20 protein-coding genes are annotated in these 16,001 nt (G+C 48.1%); all 20 read right to left on the minus strand.

Annotation, left to right across the window (positions count from 1 at the left end; all coding sequences use genetic code 11):
- Positions 1-14: 14 nt before the first annotated feature.
- The 20 genes from dxs to MHH50_RS21775 all read right to left on the minus strand — a co-directional run bounded on the left by dxs (position 15) and on the right by MHH50_RS21775 (position 15,817).
- Entirely contained in the window at positions 15-1,919 is a 1,905-nt protein-coding gene (gene dxs / locus MHH50_RS21680; protein WP_340033372.1) for a 1-deoxy-D-xylulose-5-phosphate synthase, read from the minus strand.
- Between the two features lie 99 nt (positions 1,920-2,018).
- Positions 2,019-2,966: a polyprenyl synthetase family protein gene (locus MHH50_RS21685; RefSeq protein WP_076129651.1), complete on the minus strand. Its 948-nt coding sequence runs from the start codon at positions 2,964-2,966 to the stop codon at positions 2,019-2,021.
- A complete protein-coding gene (gene xseB / locus MHH50_RS21690) occupies positions 2,953-3,210 on the minus strand; it encodes an exodeoxyribonuclease VII small subunit (protein WP_036682818.1) in 258 nt (85 codons plus the stop codon). Before xseB ends, MHH50_RS21685 begins: the two co-directional genes overlap by 14 nt.
- A complete protein-coding gene (xseA, locus tag MHH50_RS21695) occupies positions 3,188-4,567 on the minus strand; it encodes an exodeoxyribonuclease VII large subunit (RefSeq protein ID WP_340033373.1) in 1,380 nt (459 codons plus the stop codon). The genes xseB and xseA overlap by 23 nt, the downstream gene beginning before the upstream one ends.
- A gap of 11 nt (positions 4,568-4,578) precedes the next feature.
- A complete protein-coding gene (gene folD, locus MHH50_RS21700) occupies positions 4,579-5,436 on the minus strand; it encodes a bifunctional methylenetetrahydrofolate dehydrogenase/methenyltetrahydrofolate cyclohydrolase FolD (protein WP_036682821.1) in 858 nt (285 codons plus the stop codon).
- A 42-nt stretch (positions 5,437-5,478) separates the two neighbouring features.
- The gene (nusB, locus tag MHH50_RS21705; RefSeq protein ID WP_036682824.1) at positions 5,479-5,931 is read right to left on the minus strand and encodes a transcription antitermination factor NusB; all 453 of its coding nucleotides are present in this window, start codon (positions 5,929-5,931) and stop codon (positions 5,479-5,481) included.
- Positions 5,932-6,188: 257 nt separating this feature from the next.
- Positions 6,189-6,422: a DUF2273 domain-containing protein gene (locus MHH50_RS21710; RefSeq protein ID WP_036682825.1), complete on the minus strand. Its 234-nt coding sequence runs from the start codon at positions 6,420-6,422 to the stop codon at positions 6,189-6,191.
- A gap of 15 nt (positions 6,423-6,437) precedes the next feature.
- Complete coding sequence (gene amaP, locus MHH50_RS21715) at positions 6,438-6,977, minus strand: alkaline shock response membrane anchor protein AmaP (RefSeq protein ID WP_036682827.1); 540 nt, start codon at positions 6,975-6,977, stop codon at positions 6,438-6,440.
- Positions 6,978-7,051: 74 nt separating this feature from the next.
- Positions 7,052-7,468 (minus strand): Asp23/Gls24 family envelope stress response protein, encoded by a 417-nt coding sequence (locus tag MHH50_RS21720; RefSeq protein WP_076129649.1) that lies wholly within the window; start codon positions 7,466-7,468, stop codon positions 7,052-7,054.
- 115 nt (positions 7,469-7,583) lie between these two features.
- On the minus strand, positions 7,584-8,927 hold the full coding sequence (gene accC, locus MHH50_RS21725) for an acetyl-CoA carboxylase biotin carboxylase subunit (protein WP_036682831.1): 1,344 nt from the start codon (positions 8,925-8,927) through the stop codon (positions 7,584-7,586).
- 54 nt (positions 8,928-8,981) lie between these two features.
- Positions 8,982-9,491, minus strand: coding sequence for an acetyl-CoA carboxylase biotin carboxyl carrier protein (gene accB, locus MHH50_RS21730; protein WP_076098642.1), 510 nt, complete (start codon positions 9,489-9,491; stop codon positions 8,982-8,984).
- Between the two features lie 147 nt (positions 9,492-9,638).
- Positions 9,639-10,529, minus strand: coding sequence for a SpoIIIAH-like family protein (locus tag MHH50_RS21735; RefSeq protein ID WP_340033374.1), 891 nt, complete (start codon positions 10,527-10,529; stop codon positions 9,639-9,641).
- A 67-nt stretch (positions 10,530-10,596) separates the two neighbouring features.
- Positions 10,597-11,241 carry a stage III sporulation protein AG gene (gene spoIIIAG, locus MHH50_RS21740; protein WP_076134498.1) on the minus strand — a complete coding sequence of 215 codons (645 nt, stop codon included), beginning with the start codon at positions 11,239-11,241 and terminating at the stop codon, positions 10,597-10,599.
- A 43-nt stretch (positions 11,242-11,284) separates the two neighbouring features.
- Complete coding sequence (gene spoIIIAF, locus MHH50_RS21745; protein WP_076278400.1) at positions 11,285-12,061, minus strand: stage III sporulation protein AF; 777 nt, start codon at positions 12,059-12,061, stop codon at positions 11,285-11,287.
- Positions 12,062-12,088: 27 nt separating this feature from the next.
- Positions 12,089-13,321: a stage III sporulation protein AE gene (gene spoIIIAE, locus MHH50_RS21750; protein ID WP_076218779.1), complete on the minus strand. Its 1,233-nt coding sequence runs from the start codon at positions 13,319-13,321 to the stop codon at positions 12,089-12,091.
- Positions 13,322-13,365: 44 nt separating this feature from the next.
- On the minus strand, positions 13,366-13,755 hold the full coding sequence (gene spoIIIAD / locus MHH50_RS21755) for a stage III sporulation protein AD (RefSeq protein ID WP_036682847.1): 390 nt from the start codon (positions 13,753-13,755) through the stop codon (positions 13,366-13,368).
- 7 nt (positions 13,756-13,762) lie between these two features.
- Positions 13,763-13,966 (minus strand): stage III sporulation protein AC, encoded by a 204-nt coding sequence (gene spoIIIAC, locus MHH50_RS21760; protein ID WP_036682849.1) that lies wholly within the window; start codon positions 13,964-13,966, stop codon positions 13,763-13,765.
- Positions 13,967-13,979: 13 nt separating this feature from the next.
- The gene (gene spoIIIAB / locus MHH50_RS21765) at positions 13,980-14,498 is read right to left on the minus strand and encodes a stage III sporulation protein SpoIIIAB (protein ID WP_076104383.1); all 519 of its coding nucleotides are present in this window, start codon (positions 14,496-14,498) and stop codon (positions 13,980-13,982) included.
- Positions 14,491-15,492 carry a stage III sporulation protein AA gene (gene spoIIIAA, locus MHH50_RS21770; RefSeq protein ID WP_076302718.1) on the minus strand — a complete coding sequence of 334 codons (1,002 nt, stop codon included), beginning with the start codon at positions 15,490-15,492 and terminating at the stop codon, positions 14,491-14,493. Before spoIIIAA ends, spoIIIAB begins: the two co-directional genes overlap by 8 nt.
- 82 nt (positions 15,493-15,574) lie before the next feature.
- Positions 15,575-15,817, minus strand: a complete 243-nt coding sequence (locus MHH50_RS21775; RefSeq protein ID WP_036683194.1) for a YqhV family protein — start codon at positions 15,815-15,817, stop codon at positions 15,575-15,577.
- Positions 15,818-16,001: the final 184 nt, after the last annotated feature.

Consider the following 16,001-nt stretch of genomic DNA (forward strand, 5'->3'; position numbering starts at 1 on the left):
TTTCCGGCTTCCACTTAGGAAGACGAAGTCGTTTTGTAATTATAAGCACTTAGAGCCATCATGGACTTGATACGTGCACATAACGCTTCTACGGTAAGACCTGTTTGCTGACGTTGTTCTTTAATGGAGCCATGCTCCACGAAGATGTCGGGCACACCCATCAGATGTACACGAGCGTCATAAATTTCATGCTCCGCGTAGAACTCCAATACCGCACTGCCGAGACTTCCCGCTTGGCAAGCCTCTTCAATAACAACCATATTGGTTCCAGCATGAGCCAAATCCAGAAGCATGGAATTATCAAGCGGCTTCAGGAAACGCGCATTCACAACGCCCACCTGAATCCCTTCCCGCTTCAGCAAATCAGCGGCTTCTTCAGCCACTTGAACCATAGGACCACATGCCACTACAGCATATCCTTCTCCTGTACGCAGTCGTTCCCATGATCCTATAGGAAGGGTATGCAGTTCAGCGTCCATTGCCACACCTGTTCCATTAATACGCGGATAGCGGTAAGCAATTGGACCGTCATTATATTCAAGTGCCGTCTTCATCATATGACGCAGCTCATTTTCGTCTTTTGGCATCATCATAACCATATTAGGGATATGGCGCATAAAAGCAACATCGTACACACCCTGATGAGTCTCACCATCCGCACCCACAAATCCAGCACGGTCAATGGCGAACATAACATTGGCATTATGGCGGCAAATATCATGGACGATCTGATCATAGGCACGCTGCATGAAGGTAGAATACACGGTGTATACCGGCTTCATCCCTTCCATAGCCAAAGCTGCACACAAGGTTGCTGCATGCTGCTCTGCAATCCCCACGTCAATCATACGATCCGGGAATTCCTTCGCAAAAGGAAACAAACCTGAACCGCCTGGCATCGCAGGGGTAACTGCAATCAGACGCGAATCTTCACGTCCTAGCTCAATCAGTGTACTACCAAATACTTCGGTGTACATTGGAGGACCTACAGCTTTAAGTGCCTGACCTGACTCAATTTTGTAAGGGGAAATAGCATGCGATTTATAAAAATCAGTCTCAGCCGGTTTATAGCCCTTGCCTTTGGTCGTCAGCACATGCACAAGCACAGGACCCGCCACGTTATCTGCTTGATGGAAGGTGTCGATCATTTTCTCCAGATCATGTCCATCCACTGGCCCAAGATACGTAAAGCCAAGCTCTTCAAACAATACTCCAGGAACCATCATATATTTAAGACTGTTTTTTAATTGTTCAGCGGTTTTCGCTAATCGTCCACCGATGGCCGGAATCTTCTTAAGCAGCCCTTCAACCTCGTCTTTGGCACGCAAATAATGACGGTCCGAACGAATTTTGCTTAAATAATTGTGCATCGCCCCTACATTCGGAGCAATCGACATTTCATTATCGTTCAAAATAACCATCAGCTTACGCTTCTCATGGCCAATGTGGTTAAGCGCTTCAAAAGCCATCCCGCCGGTAAGCGCACCGTCACCAATCACGGCAATCACCTTGTTGTCTTCGCCTTTTAGATCACGAGCCATAGCCATCCCCATCGCTGCCGACAAAGAGGTGCTGCTATGTCCAGCCTCCCACACATCATGTTCGCTTTCAGAGCGCTTAACAAAGCCGCACAATCCCTGATATTTGCGCAGGGTATCAAAGCGATCTTGACGGCCGGTCAGTATTTTGTGGACATAGGCTTGGTGGCCAACGTCGTAGATCATTTTGTCACGAGGACTGTTGTAGCAATAATGTAAGGCCAGCGTGAGCTCCACCACCCCCAGATTAGAACCGAGGTGCCCGCCGGTTGCTGTAAGCTTCTCAATCAGAAATCGTCGAATCTCCTCTGCTAGAGTAGTTAATTCTTCGACTGACAGTGATTTCAGTTGTTGTGGATCATTTATTTGTGGAAGCAGCACGAATAGTTCCCCGCTTTCCTAGATGTTGTAAAATATATAAAAACCATTATAACACAAACGAAACGGCTGTCGAAATACAGCCGCTTCGAAAGTTCATACTTAGTGATCACGTGCCATTAAATAATCTGCAATTTCCAGCAGGCGCTGGTTGTCGTAAAAACCGCCATTCAGCACAGCATTTCGGGCTGCTTCTGTAAGCTGCTTCACCTCAGCACGAGATTCCTCCAACCCAATAAAATAAGGGTAGGTTACCTTCTGCTGCTTGATATCGCTGCCTGTTTTTTTGCCAAGCTTTCCTTCATCACCAACCAAATCAAGAATATCATCCTGGATTTGAAAAGCTAGTCCGATGCTTGTACCAAAATCACGCAGAGCTTCAAGCTGCTTCTCTGTTGCCCCTGCGATACGTCCGCCGGCTAACAACGAAAAGATAATTAAATCTCCGGTTTTATGCAGATGAATATACTTCAACTGCGCAAGATCTGTTAGTCCTTGCTCGCCTTCCATATCTGCAATCTGACCGCCGACCATGCCGCGTGGACCTGCCATTTCCGCCAGATCCTCCACTATGGATAAAACATTATCAGCAGGAATGCCAAATTTACGGGAGGCTTGTACCACACTATAAAAAGCATGGGTCAAAAGCGCATCACCCGCAAGAATAGCTGATGCTTCACCAAAGACTTTATGATTCGTCAGCTTGCCGCGCCGATAATCATCATTATCCATGGCAGGCAGATCATCATGAATCAACGAGTAGGTATGTACCATCTCAATCGCGGCTGCAACAGGCAAGGCTGCTTCACGGCTGCCTCCCAGTGATTCACAAGCAGCGATCACAAGCAGCGGCCGGAGGCGTTTGCCCCCTGCCATTAGCGAATACTTCATCGCTTGCTGTAAATTTTCTGGAACCGTCCACGCTGCGGGAAGAATAGTCTCAAGCTCATGTGAGAGCAAATCACTTATCGATGCGATGTAATCCTCCAGCGGCTGCCGCATGCTTTCACTTGCGGAGCTTCCCTCCAGATCATTCTCAAAGCGATTCATCGGCGTCCCCTTCCAGACGTGCACCAAACGGCTTTTTGCGCAGTTCTCCGTCCTCTTGGGTAATCATTTCGATCTTACGCTCTACTTGTTCCAGCTTGCTGCCGCAAAGCTGCGACAGCTTCATGCCCTGCTGAAATAAATCGATGGCCTTCTCCAGAGGAACGTCGCCGTGTTCAAGCTCACGAACGATTTCCTCCAGTCGGTCCATAGCGCCTTCAAAATCAAGTTCCGCTTCCTTCGTCATCGTCTTTGCCATCCTCCTTCATCCCCCATACTTGGCAGTTCAGCTGTCCGTCATTCATCTTTATCACCACAAGATCGCCAAGCTGCACCTCGGTCAGCGATTTGATTAAATGTTCTTCCGCCTCGTCATACACTAAGCTGTAGCCTCGCGACATAACTTTTAGCGGGCTCAGCGCATCCAGGTGACGAATCTCTGCCACATAGCGAGATCGCTTCTCCTGCAAACGAGCCTGCATAGCGCCCATTAACTCACGGCGCATACTGTCCGTGCGCTGACGTGCTGCGGAAACACTGTCGCGCGGATGGAACCGCTGCAGACTGTGATGCAGCACCGCCTTGCGCTCGCGGGAACGGCTGAGCCGTGCATCCGCCGAGCGCTGGAGCCGCTCACGCAGCATGTCCAGCCGCTGCGTGTGCTGAATCAGCGTGCGGCGCGGGCCTGCCAGCGCCAGCGAGCGCTGCAGCACCGAGTGGCGCTCGCGTCCACGCTGGGCGCGTTGTTGCAGCGCCTGGCGCAGCCGCTGCTGCAGCTGGCGAAGCTGCGCAGCTAGCTCGCCGGCATGAGGCACGGCCAGCTCAGCGGCCGCTGTGGGCGTAGCCGCGCGGAGGTCGGCGGCGAAATCGGCAATCGTGAAATCGGTCTCGTGGCCGACGGCCGAGATGACCGGAATCCTTGATGCCGATATCGCTCGCGCGACTTCCTCCTCGTTGAATGCCCACAGCTCCTCCAGCGAACCGCCGCCGCGGCCGACGATAAGCACGTCGGCTTCACCCATGGCGTTCAGCGCACCAATCGCCTTCACTATCGAAGGCGCAGCGCCTTTGCCTTGCACCAGTACGGGATAGATTACAATAGCTACCTGCGGAAACCGCCGCTGAAGCGTAATTACAATATCTCGTACAGCTGCTCCTGTTGGGGAAGTAATCACACCAATACACTTCGGGAACCGCGGCAACGAACGCTTGCGAGCTTCTGCAAAAAGGCCTTCTTTTTCAAGCTTGCTCTTCAGCTGCTCATAGGCCAGATATAAACTGCCAATCCCATCAGGCTGCATATGTGTGGCGTAGAACTGATATTGCCCATCCCGTTCATAGACGGTCACATTACCTCTGGCAATTACCCGAGCGCCTTCTTTCGGAATAAAGGGCAGCCGCTGGTTATGAGAAGCGAACATAATCGCTTTAATGCGGCTGCTCTCGTCCTTAAGTGTGAAATACATATGCCCGCTGCCATGATGTGTAAAGTTGGAAATCTCTCCGCGAATCCACACATCCGAAAGTAAATTATCCGAGTCTAGCTTCATGCGGATATAACGGTTGAGTTCTTTGATCGAATAAACCTGCCGCTCTGCCGCCATGAATCTTACCCCTATTCCAGGCCGTGACGGCGTTTAGCCGCAATCAGCGTGTTGCTCATCAGCATTGTAATAGTCATCGGACCAACCCCGCCTGGAACAGGTGTGATGTATCCGGCAACTTCTTTTGCACTTTCATAATCAACATCACCTGCGAGTTTACCGTTATCCAGACGGTTCATGCCCACATCAATGACAACAGCACCCGGCTTCACATAGGAAGCATCAATGAAATTAGCTCGTCCGATCGCTACAACCAAAATATCCGCTTGACGGCTAATCTCTTGCATATTAGCTGTACGGGAATGGCACATAGTTACGGTAGCATTTTCGCGTTGCAACAAGAGGGAAACTGGCTTTCCTACAATATTGCTACGACCAATTACAACGGCATGTTTACCTGCCATACCTGTTCCTGTACGTTTGATCAGTTCGATTACTCCTGCAGGAGTACATGGAAGAAGACTGTCGGCACCGATGACCAGGTTGCCTACATTGACAGGGTGAAAGCCGTCTACATCCTTTTCCACGGAGATTGCATCAATAACAGCCTTCTCCTCGATATGCTTAGGCAATGGGAGTTGAACCAGAATTCCGTCGATATCATCGCGTCCGTTTAGCTCTGCTACCAGTGCCAGAAGTTCTTCTTGAGAAGTGGATTCATCCAATTTATGCACTTCCGAATGGAATCCTAAGCTGATACAAGATTTCTCCTTATTGCGAACATAAACCTGAGATCCCGGGTCTTCACCTACTAGAATAACAGCCAAACCGGGCTTTACGCCGCGTTTCGCCAGTTCAGCAACCTCTTGGGCAATGCTAATACGAATTTCCTCGGATACTTGTTTACCACTGATGATTGCTGCTGTCATGTTAGTCTCTCCCCTTTTATATACTTTACTATGGTTTATAAATTAAGAATGGTCAGCTTTAATAGTATCTATCTCTTGGATCATCTTGCCGAGTACTCCGTTAACAAACTTCCCGGAATCATCCGTTCCAAAATGCTTGGCCAAATCGATCGCTTCATTCACCGCAACCTTCGCAGGCACATCATTGGCGAACACCATTTCATACGCTGCTAAACGTAGAATCTGACGATCCACACGTGACAGACGGCTCATTTGCCAGCCCTTCAGGTAATGTTCAAGTATATCGTCGATCGCTACCTTGTGCTCCCATACCCCATTCACATGCTCTACCACATAGTGTTTAAGCTGAATCTCGTCCGTGATTACACGTTCGGTTTCATTCTCTTCTGAAGCTTCCTCGAGCAGCATTTCTACGGCTTCCGCGCTTTCCACATCGTTCATTTCCATCTGATACAGGCTTTGGACAATAATCTCTCTAGCTATACGTCTTTTCATGTGTTCCTCCTAAAATCTTATATCGCATTAAAATATTCACTTGTACTGCAACAACGTCTACAACCCAAATATCGCTTCACACTTATTCATTCTTTCCCTAATCCTGTGAGGATTATTGCACAAAGCGAAGATACCTTCAGAGGAAGCTCGCAAATATACCTATCCCTTGTCGCAAAAAAACCGCAAAGCCTTTCTTCCGGGGGCAACGGACAACACAAACTTACGGTTTCCTGCTCCGGGAAAAAGACTATCGCGGTTCACTTAAAGGGACGCCAGCGTCCGGATAATCGCGAAACCAACTCCTGCCATTGAAACAGGGGCGCTTGCGCGGTATCCTTTCTTTTGCCGAGCGTATATCCGATGAACACTACCAGTGCAAAGAACAGCATATCCCAAAAACCGCAAATTAAATAAATCAAACCCAGACCAATGCCGAAAGTCACTCCGGCGATTCTACCCCCGTGACTTTCCCATACTTCTTTCCAAGACATAAGGGAAACTCACCTCTATTCCACTCGACTTTTGAAGCTTGGAGACTGCGTGAGGTTAGCAATATATACAGACACATCAGCAACCGGAATGCCGGTTGTCTCCTGCACGAAATCATGCACCTGACGTTGTACTTCTGTGGTAAGCAGCGGTAATGAATGCTCACCGTCCACTACTGCACGAATTGTAATTTCAAGGCCAGCCTGCGAGACACGAATACGTGACTTGAGATCTCTGATTCCCTTCACTTTACCGGCAGCCTTAAGACTCAGATTCTCAATAGTTTCCATTGAAATCTGGATATCCCCATACTCTGTACGCTGATCGACCGAAGGCAATGAAGCGCGATCACGGCGCAGAGAGATGTAGAAAAATCGGATGCTCAGAAGGAACAAGACAACTGCTACTATTATTGCTGTAATATAAGCTGCTGGTCCATTCTCAATCTCCAAAGTTCTAGGAATCGCACCGCTTAAGAGGAGGATGGCAATAACAGATAGTATTCCGATACTTAAGCTGTAGACAAACAGCAAAAGTCTGTCCAAAATTTTTGCCACGAGTCTCATAACCTCCTTAAATTAGAGTAAACCCTCGACTTTGCTGTCGGGGGTTTATGGAAGAACGATGACTGCTATTTCACACGAAGAATCGTTTCTGTTTCTTCGTTCTTGTCTACAGTGTTGTTGTTCTTGAATTGCACATCATGAATATGCACATTCACTTCCACAACAGTCAGACCAGTCATAGTCTCGATGGAGCGCTTAACATTACGTTGAATTTCAGCAGCCACTTCAGGAAGGCGATTGCCATATTCAATAATTACAGAAACATCCACCGCAGCTTCACGTTGTCCAACCTCTACTTTAACTCCTTTGGACAGATTCTTACGTCCAAGAAGTTCAACAATACCACCGGCAAATCCGCCGCTCATACCTGCTACACCTTTAACCTCAACGGTCGCCAGACCTGCAATAACCTCGATTACTTCAGGAGCAATCTGGATTTCACCGATTTCCGTCCGTTCGTATTCTGTCGGCAATGTACTCATTTTAGACTTCACACCTTTCAAGAAAGATTGTTCATGATTTCAAGCGTAAAGCACGTCTCTTATTAAACATACTATATCATTTGACGAACTTTATGACAAACAAACCGAAGTCGTCCTAAATTTCATACTCTTCAAGAAACTTAATGTCAAAGTTACCATCCAAAAATACAGGATGCTCCAACAGTTTCTGATGGAAAGGGATGGTGGTATGAATGCCTTCCACGGCGAATTCAGCCAAGGCGCGCTTCATCTTCGCAATCGCTTCCTGACGTGTAGGAGCCCATACAATCAGTTTTGCAATCATAGAATCATAGAAAGGGGAAATCGTATATCCTGGGTACGCCGCACTATCTACACGAACGCCAAGGCCTCCTGGTGGCAAATAAAAGCCGATTTTTCCTGGTGAAGGCATGAAATTACGCTCAGGATCTTCAGCATTTATACGGCATTCAATGGACCAGCCATTAATCACGATATCTTCCTGAGTGAATGACAGCGGGTTGCCTTCTGCTACAGAGATCATTTCCTTAATCAAATCCACACCTGTAACCATTTCTGTTACTGGATGTTCAACCTGAATACGAGTATTCATCTCCATGAAGTAGAACTGTCCGTCCGGTCCAAGCAGGAATTCAAGTGTTCCGGCTCCCGAATAATTCACGGCAAGTGCTGCTCGAACTGCTGCATTACCCATTGCTTCCCGAATTTCCGGTGTGAGCACTGAACAAGGTGCCTCTTCAATCAGCTTTTGGCGACGACGCTGCACGGAGCAGTCCCGTTCACCTAAATGCACTACATTGCCATGTTTATCTGCAATAATCTGAATCTCCACATGCTTCATGCCTGTTAGGAATTTCTCCAGATATACACCAGCGTTACCAAACGCCTTTTGTGCTTCCTGTTGTGCAGCAGTAATCTGCTTCACTAAAGATTCCTCGTCCTCAGCAATCCGTATTCCCTTACCTCCGCCACCTGCAGTCGCCTTAACGATGATTGGGTACCCAATATCGCGGCCCAGCATGACAGCTTCCTCTACATCGCCTACAAGACCATCTGAGCCCGGGATAATCGGAACTCCAGCCAGTTTCATGGTTTCCTTCGCCACAGCCTTGTCACCCATACGGTTTATGGCATCTGGAGAAGGTCCTATGAAGATAATATTGCAAGATTCACAAATCTCTGCAAAATCCGCATTTTCAGCTAAAAATCCATAGCCAGGATGGATGGCATCACATTCCGTTAAGGTGGCTACACTCATAATATTTGTAAAGTTCAGATAGCTGTCCTTGGCCGGCATCGGACCGATGCAGTAAGCTTCATCAGCCAACCGGACATGCAGTGAATCCCGGTCGGGTTCCGAATAGACCGCGACGGTGGAAATGCCCAGTTCACGGCAGGCCCTAATAATGCGGACCGCGATTTCGCCGCGGTTGGCAATCAACACTTTTTGAATGTTCATGCGTTTCCTCCCAAAGTTTTGCGAAGCTTCCGCTCCTTAAGTAGTCTGCGGTATTTATTCCGGTTTAACCAAGAATAGTGGTTGACCGTATTCTACAAGCTGACCGTTCTCAGCAAGTACAGACACGATTTCACCTTTAATCTCCGCTTCCAGCTCATTCATCAGTTTCATCGCCTCAATAATGCAAACCGTTGATTTTTCACTTACACGGTCTCCAACATTAACAAACGAAGGCGTTTCCGGAGAAGCGGCACTATAAAAGGTCCCCACCATTGGAGACACAATTTTATGTAGTTTGCCTTCTGCAGCTGCTTGTGGCTGCTGCGCTGGAGGAACTTCACCTACTACCGGATAGGATACTTGCGGTACGCTCTGCGGCTGCGGGGCAGGCGTAAAGGGATAGGCAGCATAAGGAGTCGCCTGTACTGCTGTTCCATCAGCTTCAGGGCGATCCGGTTTGCGAATTGCAAGCTTCATTCCTTCGCTTTCGATCTCCAACTCATGTACAGAGGAGGTCTGGTCCAGCAATTTAATCAATTCCTTAATTTCGCTCAACTTGAACATATATCAGTTCACTCCTTCAGCTTTCTCTCGAAGCCACTTCTTAAGCGGACAAGATAACTTTATGTATTATATCACAATCGGTAAAAATGGAAAGAGCCCGGGGCAACCCGAGCTCTTTCGTCATTTTTCTTTTAATTATACAGCTTATTATTGCTCAGAAACGTATTGTACACTAATTTTATCTTGAGATACACTCAGTTCCTTCATTACGAGATCAACGATGCTGACCGCTTGCTTTACATCCAGTTTGTCGCTGAGAACGACTACTTTATAGCTGTCTCCAGCTTCTTCCTTTACAATCGCTTCGCCATATTTTTGTTGAAGCTGTTCTTCGATACCGGTAATTTTGGATTCTTTTTCTTCAAGATTTAGAAGTTGTTCTTGAGCGACTGCGTTATCAGCAGGTGTTTTGTCCATGTCATTAATCAAAGCAAGCAAGTCTTGTTGGTTCTTAAGATTCTTTTGCTCACGTTCATAAAGGTAGTTAGTGAACATGCTGCTCGCCGATACACTTTGAGAAGCTACTTCATCGAGAATTTCTTTGTCATTTTTGGCTGGAGTCTTGGTTGTTGTATTTGCGGCTGTATCTTTAGCAGATGTATCTGTTTTCGCGGCATCTTTAGCAGCAGTGTCGGTTGTTGCCTTCTCTGAGTCACTGCTATTTGCGGCAGCTTTACTGCTATCGTCCTTAGCAGCTGTAGTTGTACTTTCGTCCGTTTTAGCAGTAGTAGCACTGTCATCCGTTTTGGCGGCAGTAGCGCTGTCGTCCGTAGTAGCGGCGCCAGTAGTGCTATCTACAACGCCTTCATCGGCAACAACATCGCCTTGACTAACAACTTCGTTCACAACAACACCTTTGTCACCAACCGTTGGCAACGCTGCACCTGCTGTGTCTTTCAGGGAATCAACCTGCATTGTGCCAGCCGTGTCTTTTGGAATCGAAGCACCTGAGTCTTCAGTGAATAAATAATATGCAGAGAGGACCACCATCAAGCTGAGCATAGAAACCAACCATATCGTTTGTCTTTTGCCGTTCATTCCTAATTCCTCCTAAAATTTAATCTAGTGGCTGCTTCGGAAGCACTCACTTATTGACTTTCTCCTGCTACTCTTGTTTGCGTGGTACTACTGAAATGCGCTGGATCGGGACGTTCAAGCCTTTTTCTATAGCCTGCTCGACAAGTCCACGAACAACCTTGTTCTCTGCCCCTTTGGCAACTACCAGTACGCCGCGTACCTGAGGTTTGATCCGCTTCGTCACGATGGGTGTCTCGTCCCCTGATTGCGAGTAGGTTACGATTTCGCCATCCCTCGTATATTGTGTCGTATGACGTTTCCCCCCACTGGCATCCGTCTCTTCACTAAGCTGTTGGGAGTCATTCATATTACGCACCACGACAATTTCTTCTGTAGACTCCACTGTAACCATGATGTCAACTGTACCGACGCCAACGATTTTCTCCAAAATTTCCTTCATCCGGTTCTCCATCGCTAGTTCGATGCTGTCGAACGAATTGGTCGTTGTGGTTGGATCACTCTGCACCAGCGCCGTTTGAGAGGACTGATTCACCGGCGGCTCGCGCCCTGTATTCTCGTTATCAATCCTCTTCACATTGACGAAGGAATTGAATAGCATGATCGCTGCGCCCAGCAGACCCAGAATGATCAGCCAGCGAAAGGTATGGCTTCTCTTCGGACTGCCGGCCCCACCCCCAGCCCACTGCTCAAGCTTTTTCAGCCAATTGCCCACTCCCATCCCTCCTAAAAATTATAGTTTCTTAGAAATATCAAGCTTATGATTTGACGTTACTAGCCACGCTGCCATCCACCTGAATGACTTTGGGATCCAAATCCCACTTCAGTTCCAGCAGCTTTACAATGGACTCCATTTCACTCGCGGACGCGCTGTCTTCAGCTACAGTTCCGTTCACTGCTTTATTAGGTTCAGCTGATGATGTTGCTTCACTCTCTACGTTATCTGCCGGATTAGCGCCAATTTTAACTTCTACAGGTGCTACAGGAGAGATTGTAATGGGTGCTGTAGTCGCTGTGCTGGAAGCTCCGGAAGTACCCGGGGAGTTAGCCGTTGTCTGAGGCATAGAGACCCTTACATTGGAAATGACAGGAACGTCTTCGTTACCAGTGCCGCCAGACTTCCCCATGCCCAGCGTTACGGTGACATTAACCCCGCGTTTGCCGGTCTCACTGATAATCTGCTCTTTCATCTGACCCGCCACCTCTTCGGCAGCGAGCTGCAGACTCTGTTCCTGACGGCCTTGTGCAAGCTTTTGCCCATCTGCCAGAATCTGTTCCAAGGATGGGTCTCCCTTCCCTCCGCCAGTGAACAAACCGCCCTCTTTCTCTTGCTGTCCCATAGCGACACTCAGTTCGGAGATTGCATCACCTTTCAGGAGAGAGACGATAGGGCTGAGCATCGTGAGCAGGATTAGGAGACTTAGCACCAATCTTGCATAACGCTCCATGGATTTGCTTGGGAGCAGCAATTCAACAAATGACGCCAACAGCACAACCAGGATGATCTCCCGCAGCCAACCGCCTAACCAGCTCATGGTTTCCCTCCTAAAGGTTTTGTTGCTTCACCTCATCATTACGGTCAAATTGCCCGCAGTCAGCATGATCGTAACCGCCATAAAAAACATTAAGGAAACAGCAGCCAAAGCAGCGAATACGTACACCATGCTTTTTCCAATCGTCTGGAGACAGACTACAATCGGTGTCTCTCCCAGCGGCTGCATCACAGCGGCGGCTATGTTGTAGATAAGGGCAAGCACCAGGATTTTGATTGCCGGAAAAGCACACAGGAACAATATGATAATGACACCCGATAACCCGATCGCATTCTTCACCAGCAGTGAAGCTGAGATTACTGTGTCTGTGGCATCCGCGAACATTTTGCCGATGACCGGAACAAAATTCCCTGTAATATATTTAGCGGCCCTAATGGTGACCCCATCCGTTACTGAGCTTGTTATCCCTCGAACGGAAATTACACCTAGGAACACAGTTAGCAGTACACCTAACAGTCCAGCACCGATGTTTCGCAGCAGGTTAGCCAGCTGGGTTAGTTTATATTTCTCTGACAATGCGCTGACCAGATGCAGCACTGCCGAGAAGAAAAGAAGCGGAAAAACAAGGGTGTGGATCATGGTGCCAACCGTATGAATCATAAAAACAATTAACGGATGGGTGACAGAGACCGTAACGATATTCCCCATCGAAGCCAGCAGCGCGAACAGCAGTGGAATCATCGCCATCATGAAATCGATCATCCGATCGATAGCATCCTTTGCATAACCAATAGCGATATTGAAGCTGTTCACGGCAATTACCAGCACCACCATATAACAGAGCGTATAAGCGACCTTACTGACCGTTTTTCGCTCAAAAGCGGTTTGCAGCGTCTCCAGAATCATGCTGAGCACACTGATCATCACAATCGTCACGAGCAGCTTTCCGTTGTACAGTACCTCATGCCACATAAAGCCTAGAAGCCCAGATAACACACCCTTTAAGCTGAGCCCCTTATCTCCCGGAAGCAGCATGTCCATTAGCGTTGGTGTGGCCCCGTCCGGGAAAAAACCACCATAATCCTTCATCAGCTGATCCCAGTACGACTCGACTTTATCTTTGGGTAAATTATTCACCTGGCTCTTGACCCACTGGTCTACCGGGGAGGAACTGCCGGATTCTGGTGTTGAGGAAGCTTGCACACTCTGTGCTGTACCTGCAAACCATAGAATGAAAAAGAATGGAAGCAGCAGCAGTATTATTTTTAGTTTTGGAGGACGGAAAACACTGTGCTCTTGCATAATTTCTCCTCCCGATCCGTTGCTCAGCTCTCTTCCCGATTGCTTTAAGCAGGCAGTAGTTTCATGACGGTTTCGATAATGATGCTGATAATGGGTACAGCTAGTACCATAATTAGCACTTTGCCGGCGAGTTCTATTTTGGAAGCAATCGATTCCTGACCGGCATCTCGTACAATCTGTGCACCGAACTCCGCGATATAGGAAATGCCGATGATTTTGAAAACAGTCTTCAAATAAATCATTTCCATCCCCGATGACTCAGCCACCCGCTCCAGTGTAGAGAGGATCATTCCGATCTTGCCGATCAGAAACATAAAAATTAGAATTCCTGTTGTAGTAGCAAGAAGGAAGGCGAACATAGGTTTTTGTTCCTTCAGTACGAGAATCAATATGGTCGATATCAGCCCAATCCCAACAACTTGAATAATCTCCATAGCACGCCTATTGAAAAAGAAAGATCGTTTTTATTTCCTGCAGCAACCCGTCCAGCATCCGAATCACCATGAACAGCACGACTACGAACCCGATCACGGTGACCCAATGTGCGAAATCCTCTTTTCCCATCTGTTTGAGCACCGTGTGGATCATGGCGATAATTATGCCAATGCCGGCAATTTGAAAAATCGCATTGACTTCAATATTCATTCCTGGCACCTCGCTAAAAGATCAAAATGACGATCAGTACTCCAAGCAGCAGACCCAGGCTTTTACTTAACTTTTCATATTTGCCTTGATCCTCTCTGGCCACCGACTCCTCCTGCTTCAATTGCTGCAATGCTAACGCGATATGAGTGCTCTGATTCGACCTATCGCTTGTGCCGAGAGTACAGCTGAGCTGGCGAAGAATCTCTCTTTCTGTCCCCTTCATAGCGGTAGACTTCCAATATGCTTCCATCGCCCGCTGGATGGCATCCTGGGCGCTTCTGTCATAGGGAGGACTCATCTCCTCCGCTGTTTTGACAAACAACGATTTCAGCGGGTCCTTCGACTGATTCCCAATCCGCCGCATGGCTTCCGGCAGTGGGGTGAAGCCGTACATGATCTCTGTTTCCAACCGCTGTAGTGCTGCTATTAAACCTCTGATATGTCTGGGCCTGTCTGCATATTGACGAGCAAACTGGAGACCTGCAAGCGTACCAGCCACCACAATGAGCACAGCACCGAACAGCTTAAGCATGCAAATCACCGCCTAGTCGATCCCCGGGAGAGATAAGCAGCATTCCTCTTTTCTGGCCATCCAGAATACGAAACGTGAGGCCTGCTTCTGAACGATGGAGTATGACATATCTCTCGAACATCTTTTGTTCCAGCAGTCCTCCAAGACCCGGCCTACGAGCCAACTCTGTTACATCTTTTCCGTGAGCGGAAGCAATGACAGATATTCCGGCATGCAGTGCCTCGGTAACTGCTTCGGCATCTTCAGGACGCCCAATCTCATCCGCGATTAATACATCTGGCGATAGCGACCGGATCATCATCATCATGCCTTCTGCCTTGGGACACCCATCAAGAACGTCTGTCCGAGGACCCACGTCAAAGGCGGGAACACCACGCCGGCTGCCAGCAATTTCAGACCGTTCGTCAACAATTCCCACCTTCAGCCCCGGTCTAATCCCTTCGCGCTTGCCCAATTCCCCTAAGGAGATTTGTCTTGCAAGATCGCGGAGTAGGGTAGTCTTGCCATGTTGTGGAGGGGAGAGAATCAAGGTGTGCATCATTCGCTGCCGCCCCTTGTCCAGTAAATAAGGCAGCACTCCATCTGCGATTCCAGGTACTTCACGAGCAATACGGACATTAAAGCCAGTGATATCACGAAGATGCTCTACACCTCCGCCACTCAGTACTGTCCGGCCAGCAAGTCCTATCCGATGACCGCCGGGAATCGTAATAAATCCTTTTCTCAGCTCTTCTTCCATCGTATATAGCGAATGGTTGCTGATCAGGTCTAGCAGTCGATGAGTGTCTTCCCGATCCGGCTTGTAAGCTTCTTCAGGCCTCTGCGTCAAACTGCCATTCACTCTTAGAAAGTGATATTTACCAGAGTAGTTAATTTCCAGCGGACGACCTTCACGGACACGAATCTCCTCCACCATTCCTAGCAGCGGAAGGGGAAGGCACTTTAACAGCACTCTTACTTTTTCAGGAAACAATTGCAGCCAATCATCTGCCATACAAAGTACCCCCAAGCTGTCCTCTACTTAATTGCTTTATTCCATATTTATGCTTGTACGCGCCCAATATGCCTATCATCTATCATTTTTTCAAAATCCCGATTAAGAGAAAGGCTACACCGCAGCCCACCCAGCCTAATTTGCTCCACGACAGCTGCTGTGCCATCCCAGTCAGGCCAATAGCTGTCGTCAATATCAATATGGTCGGGCCTACCAAAGCCAGTCCAGAATTGACAGCCAGCGCCTTATCGACCTGATTTAATCTGAGCATTATCAGCGCAGCTATAATCTCTGCACTGCCCGAGAACAACCGCAGAGTTGCCATCCAGCTTACATACTTGTCCAATCTACTCCACTCCTTTTACTAATTCATTCATACCAAAAGAGATCTGAGGCTTGTTTAGCTTTCTATTACTCATGGATATGCGTGGCTTTTTCACTTTAGACAATGAGAAATGACAGATTTGCTGATCAGACTGTGAAAGAATTCATAGTGAGTGGGTTCATAA

This window comes from Paenibacillus sp. FSL H3-0302 (assembly GCF_037982245.1).
Classification (GTDB): domain Bacteria; phylum Bacillota; class Bacilli; order Paenibacillales; family Paenibacillaceae; genus Paenibacillus_AQ; species Paenibacillus_AQ odorifer.

Bases quoted from the DNA above. Each gene is read 5' to 3' on its own strand.
- MHH50_RS21685 (WP_076129651.1), bottom strand. From the start codon at position 2,966: ATGAATCGCTTTGAGAATGATCTGGAGGGAAGCTCCGCAAGTGAAAGC.
- xseB (WP_036682818.1), bottom strand. From the start codon at position 3,210: ATGACGAAGGAAGCGGAACTTGATTTTGAAGGCGCTATGGACCGACTG.
- xseA (WP_340033373.1), bottom strand. From the start codon at position 4,567: ATGGCGGCAGAGCGGCAGGTTTATTCGATCAAAGAACTCAACCGTTAT.
- folD (WP_036682821.1), bottom strand. From the start codon at position 5,436: ATGACAGCAGCAATCATCAGTGGTAAACAAGTATCCGAGGAAATTCGT.
- nusB (WP_036682824.1), bottom strand. From the start codon at position 5,931: ATGAAAAGACGTATAGCTAGAGAGATTATTGTCCAAAGCCTGTATCAG.
- MHH50_RS21710 (WP_036682825.1), bottom strand. From the start codon at position 6,422: ATGTCTTGGAAAGAAGTATGGGAAAGTCACGGGGGTAGAATCGCCGGA.
- MHH50_RS21720 (WP_076129649.1), bottom strand. From the start codon at position 7,468: ATGAGTACATTGCCGACAGAATACGAACGGACGGAAATCGGTGAAATC.
- accC (WP_036682831.1), bottom strand. From the start codon at position 8,927: ATGAACATTCAAAAAGTGTTGATTGCCAACCGCGGCGAAATCGCGGTC.
- accB (WP_076098642.1), bottom strand. From the start codon at position 9,491: ATGTTCAAGTTGAGCGAAATTAAGGAATTGATTAAATTGCTGGACCAG.
- MHH50_RS21735 (WP_340033374.1), bottom strand. From the start codon at position 10,529: ATGAACGGCAAAAGACAAACGATATGGTTGGTTTCTATGCTCAGCTTG.
- spoIIIAF (WP_076278400.1), bottom strand. From the start codon at position 12,061: ATGAGCTGGTTAGGCGGTTGGCTGCGGGAGATCATCCTGGTTGTGCTG.
- spoIIIAE (WP_076218779.1), bottom strand. From the start codon at position 13,321: ATGCAAGAGCACAGTGTTTTCCGTCCTCCAAAACTAAAAATAATACTG.
- spoIIIAD (WP_036682847.1), bottom strand. From the start codon at position 13,755: ATGGAGATTATTCAAGTTGTTGGGATTGGGCTGATATCGACCATATTG.
- spoIIIAC (WP_036682849.1), bottom strand. From the start codon at position 13,966: ATGAATATTGAAGTCAATGCGATTTTTCAAATTGCCGGCATTGGCATA.
- spoIIIAB (WP_076104383.1), bottom strand. From the start codon at position 14,498: ATGCTTAAGCTGTTCGGTGCTGTGCTCATTGTGGTGGCTGGTACGCTT.
- spoIIIAA (WP_076302718.1), bottom strand. From the start codon at position 15,492: ATGGCAGATGATTGGCTGCAATTGTTTCCTGAAAAAGTAAGAGTGCTG.
- MHH50_RS21775 (WP_036683194.1), bottom strand. From the start codon at position 15,817: ATGGCAACTCTGCGGTTGTTCTCGGGCAGTGCAGAGATTATAGCTGCG.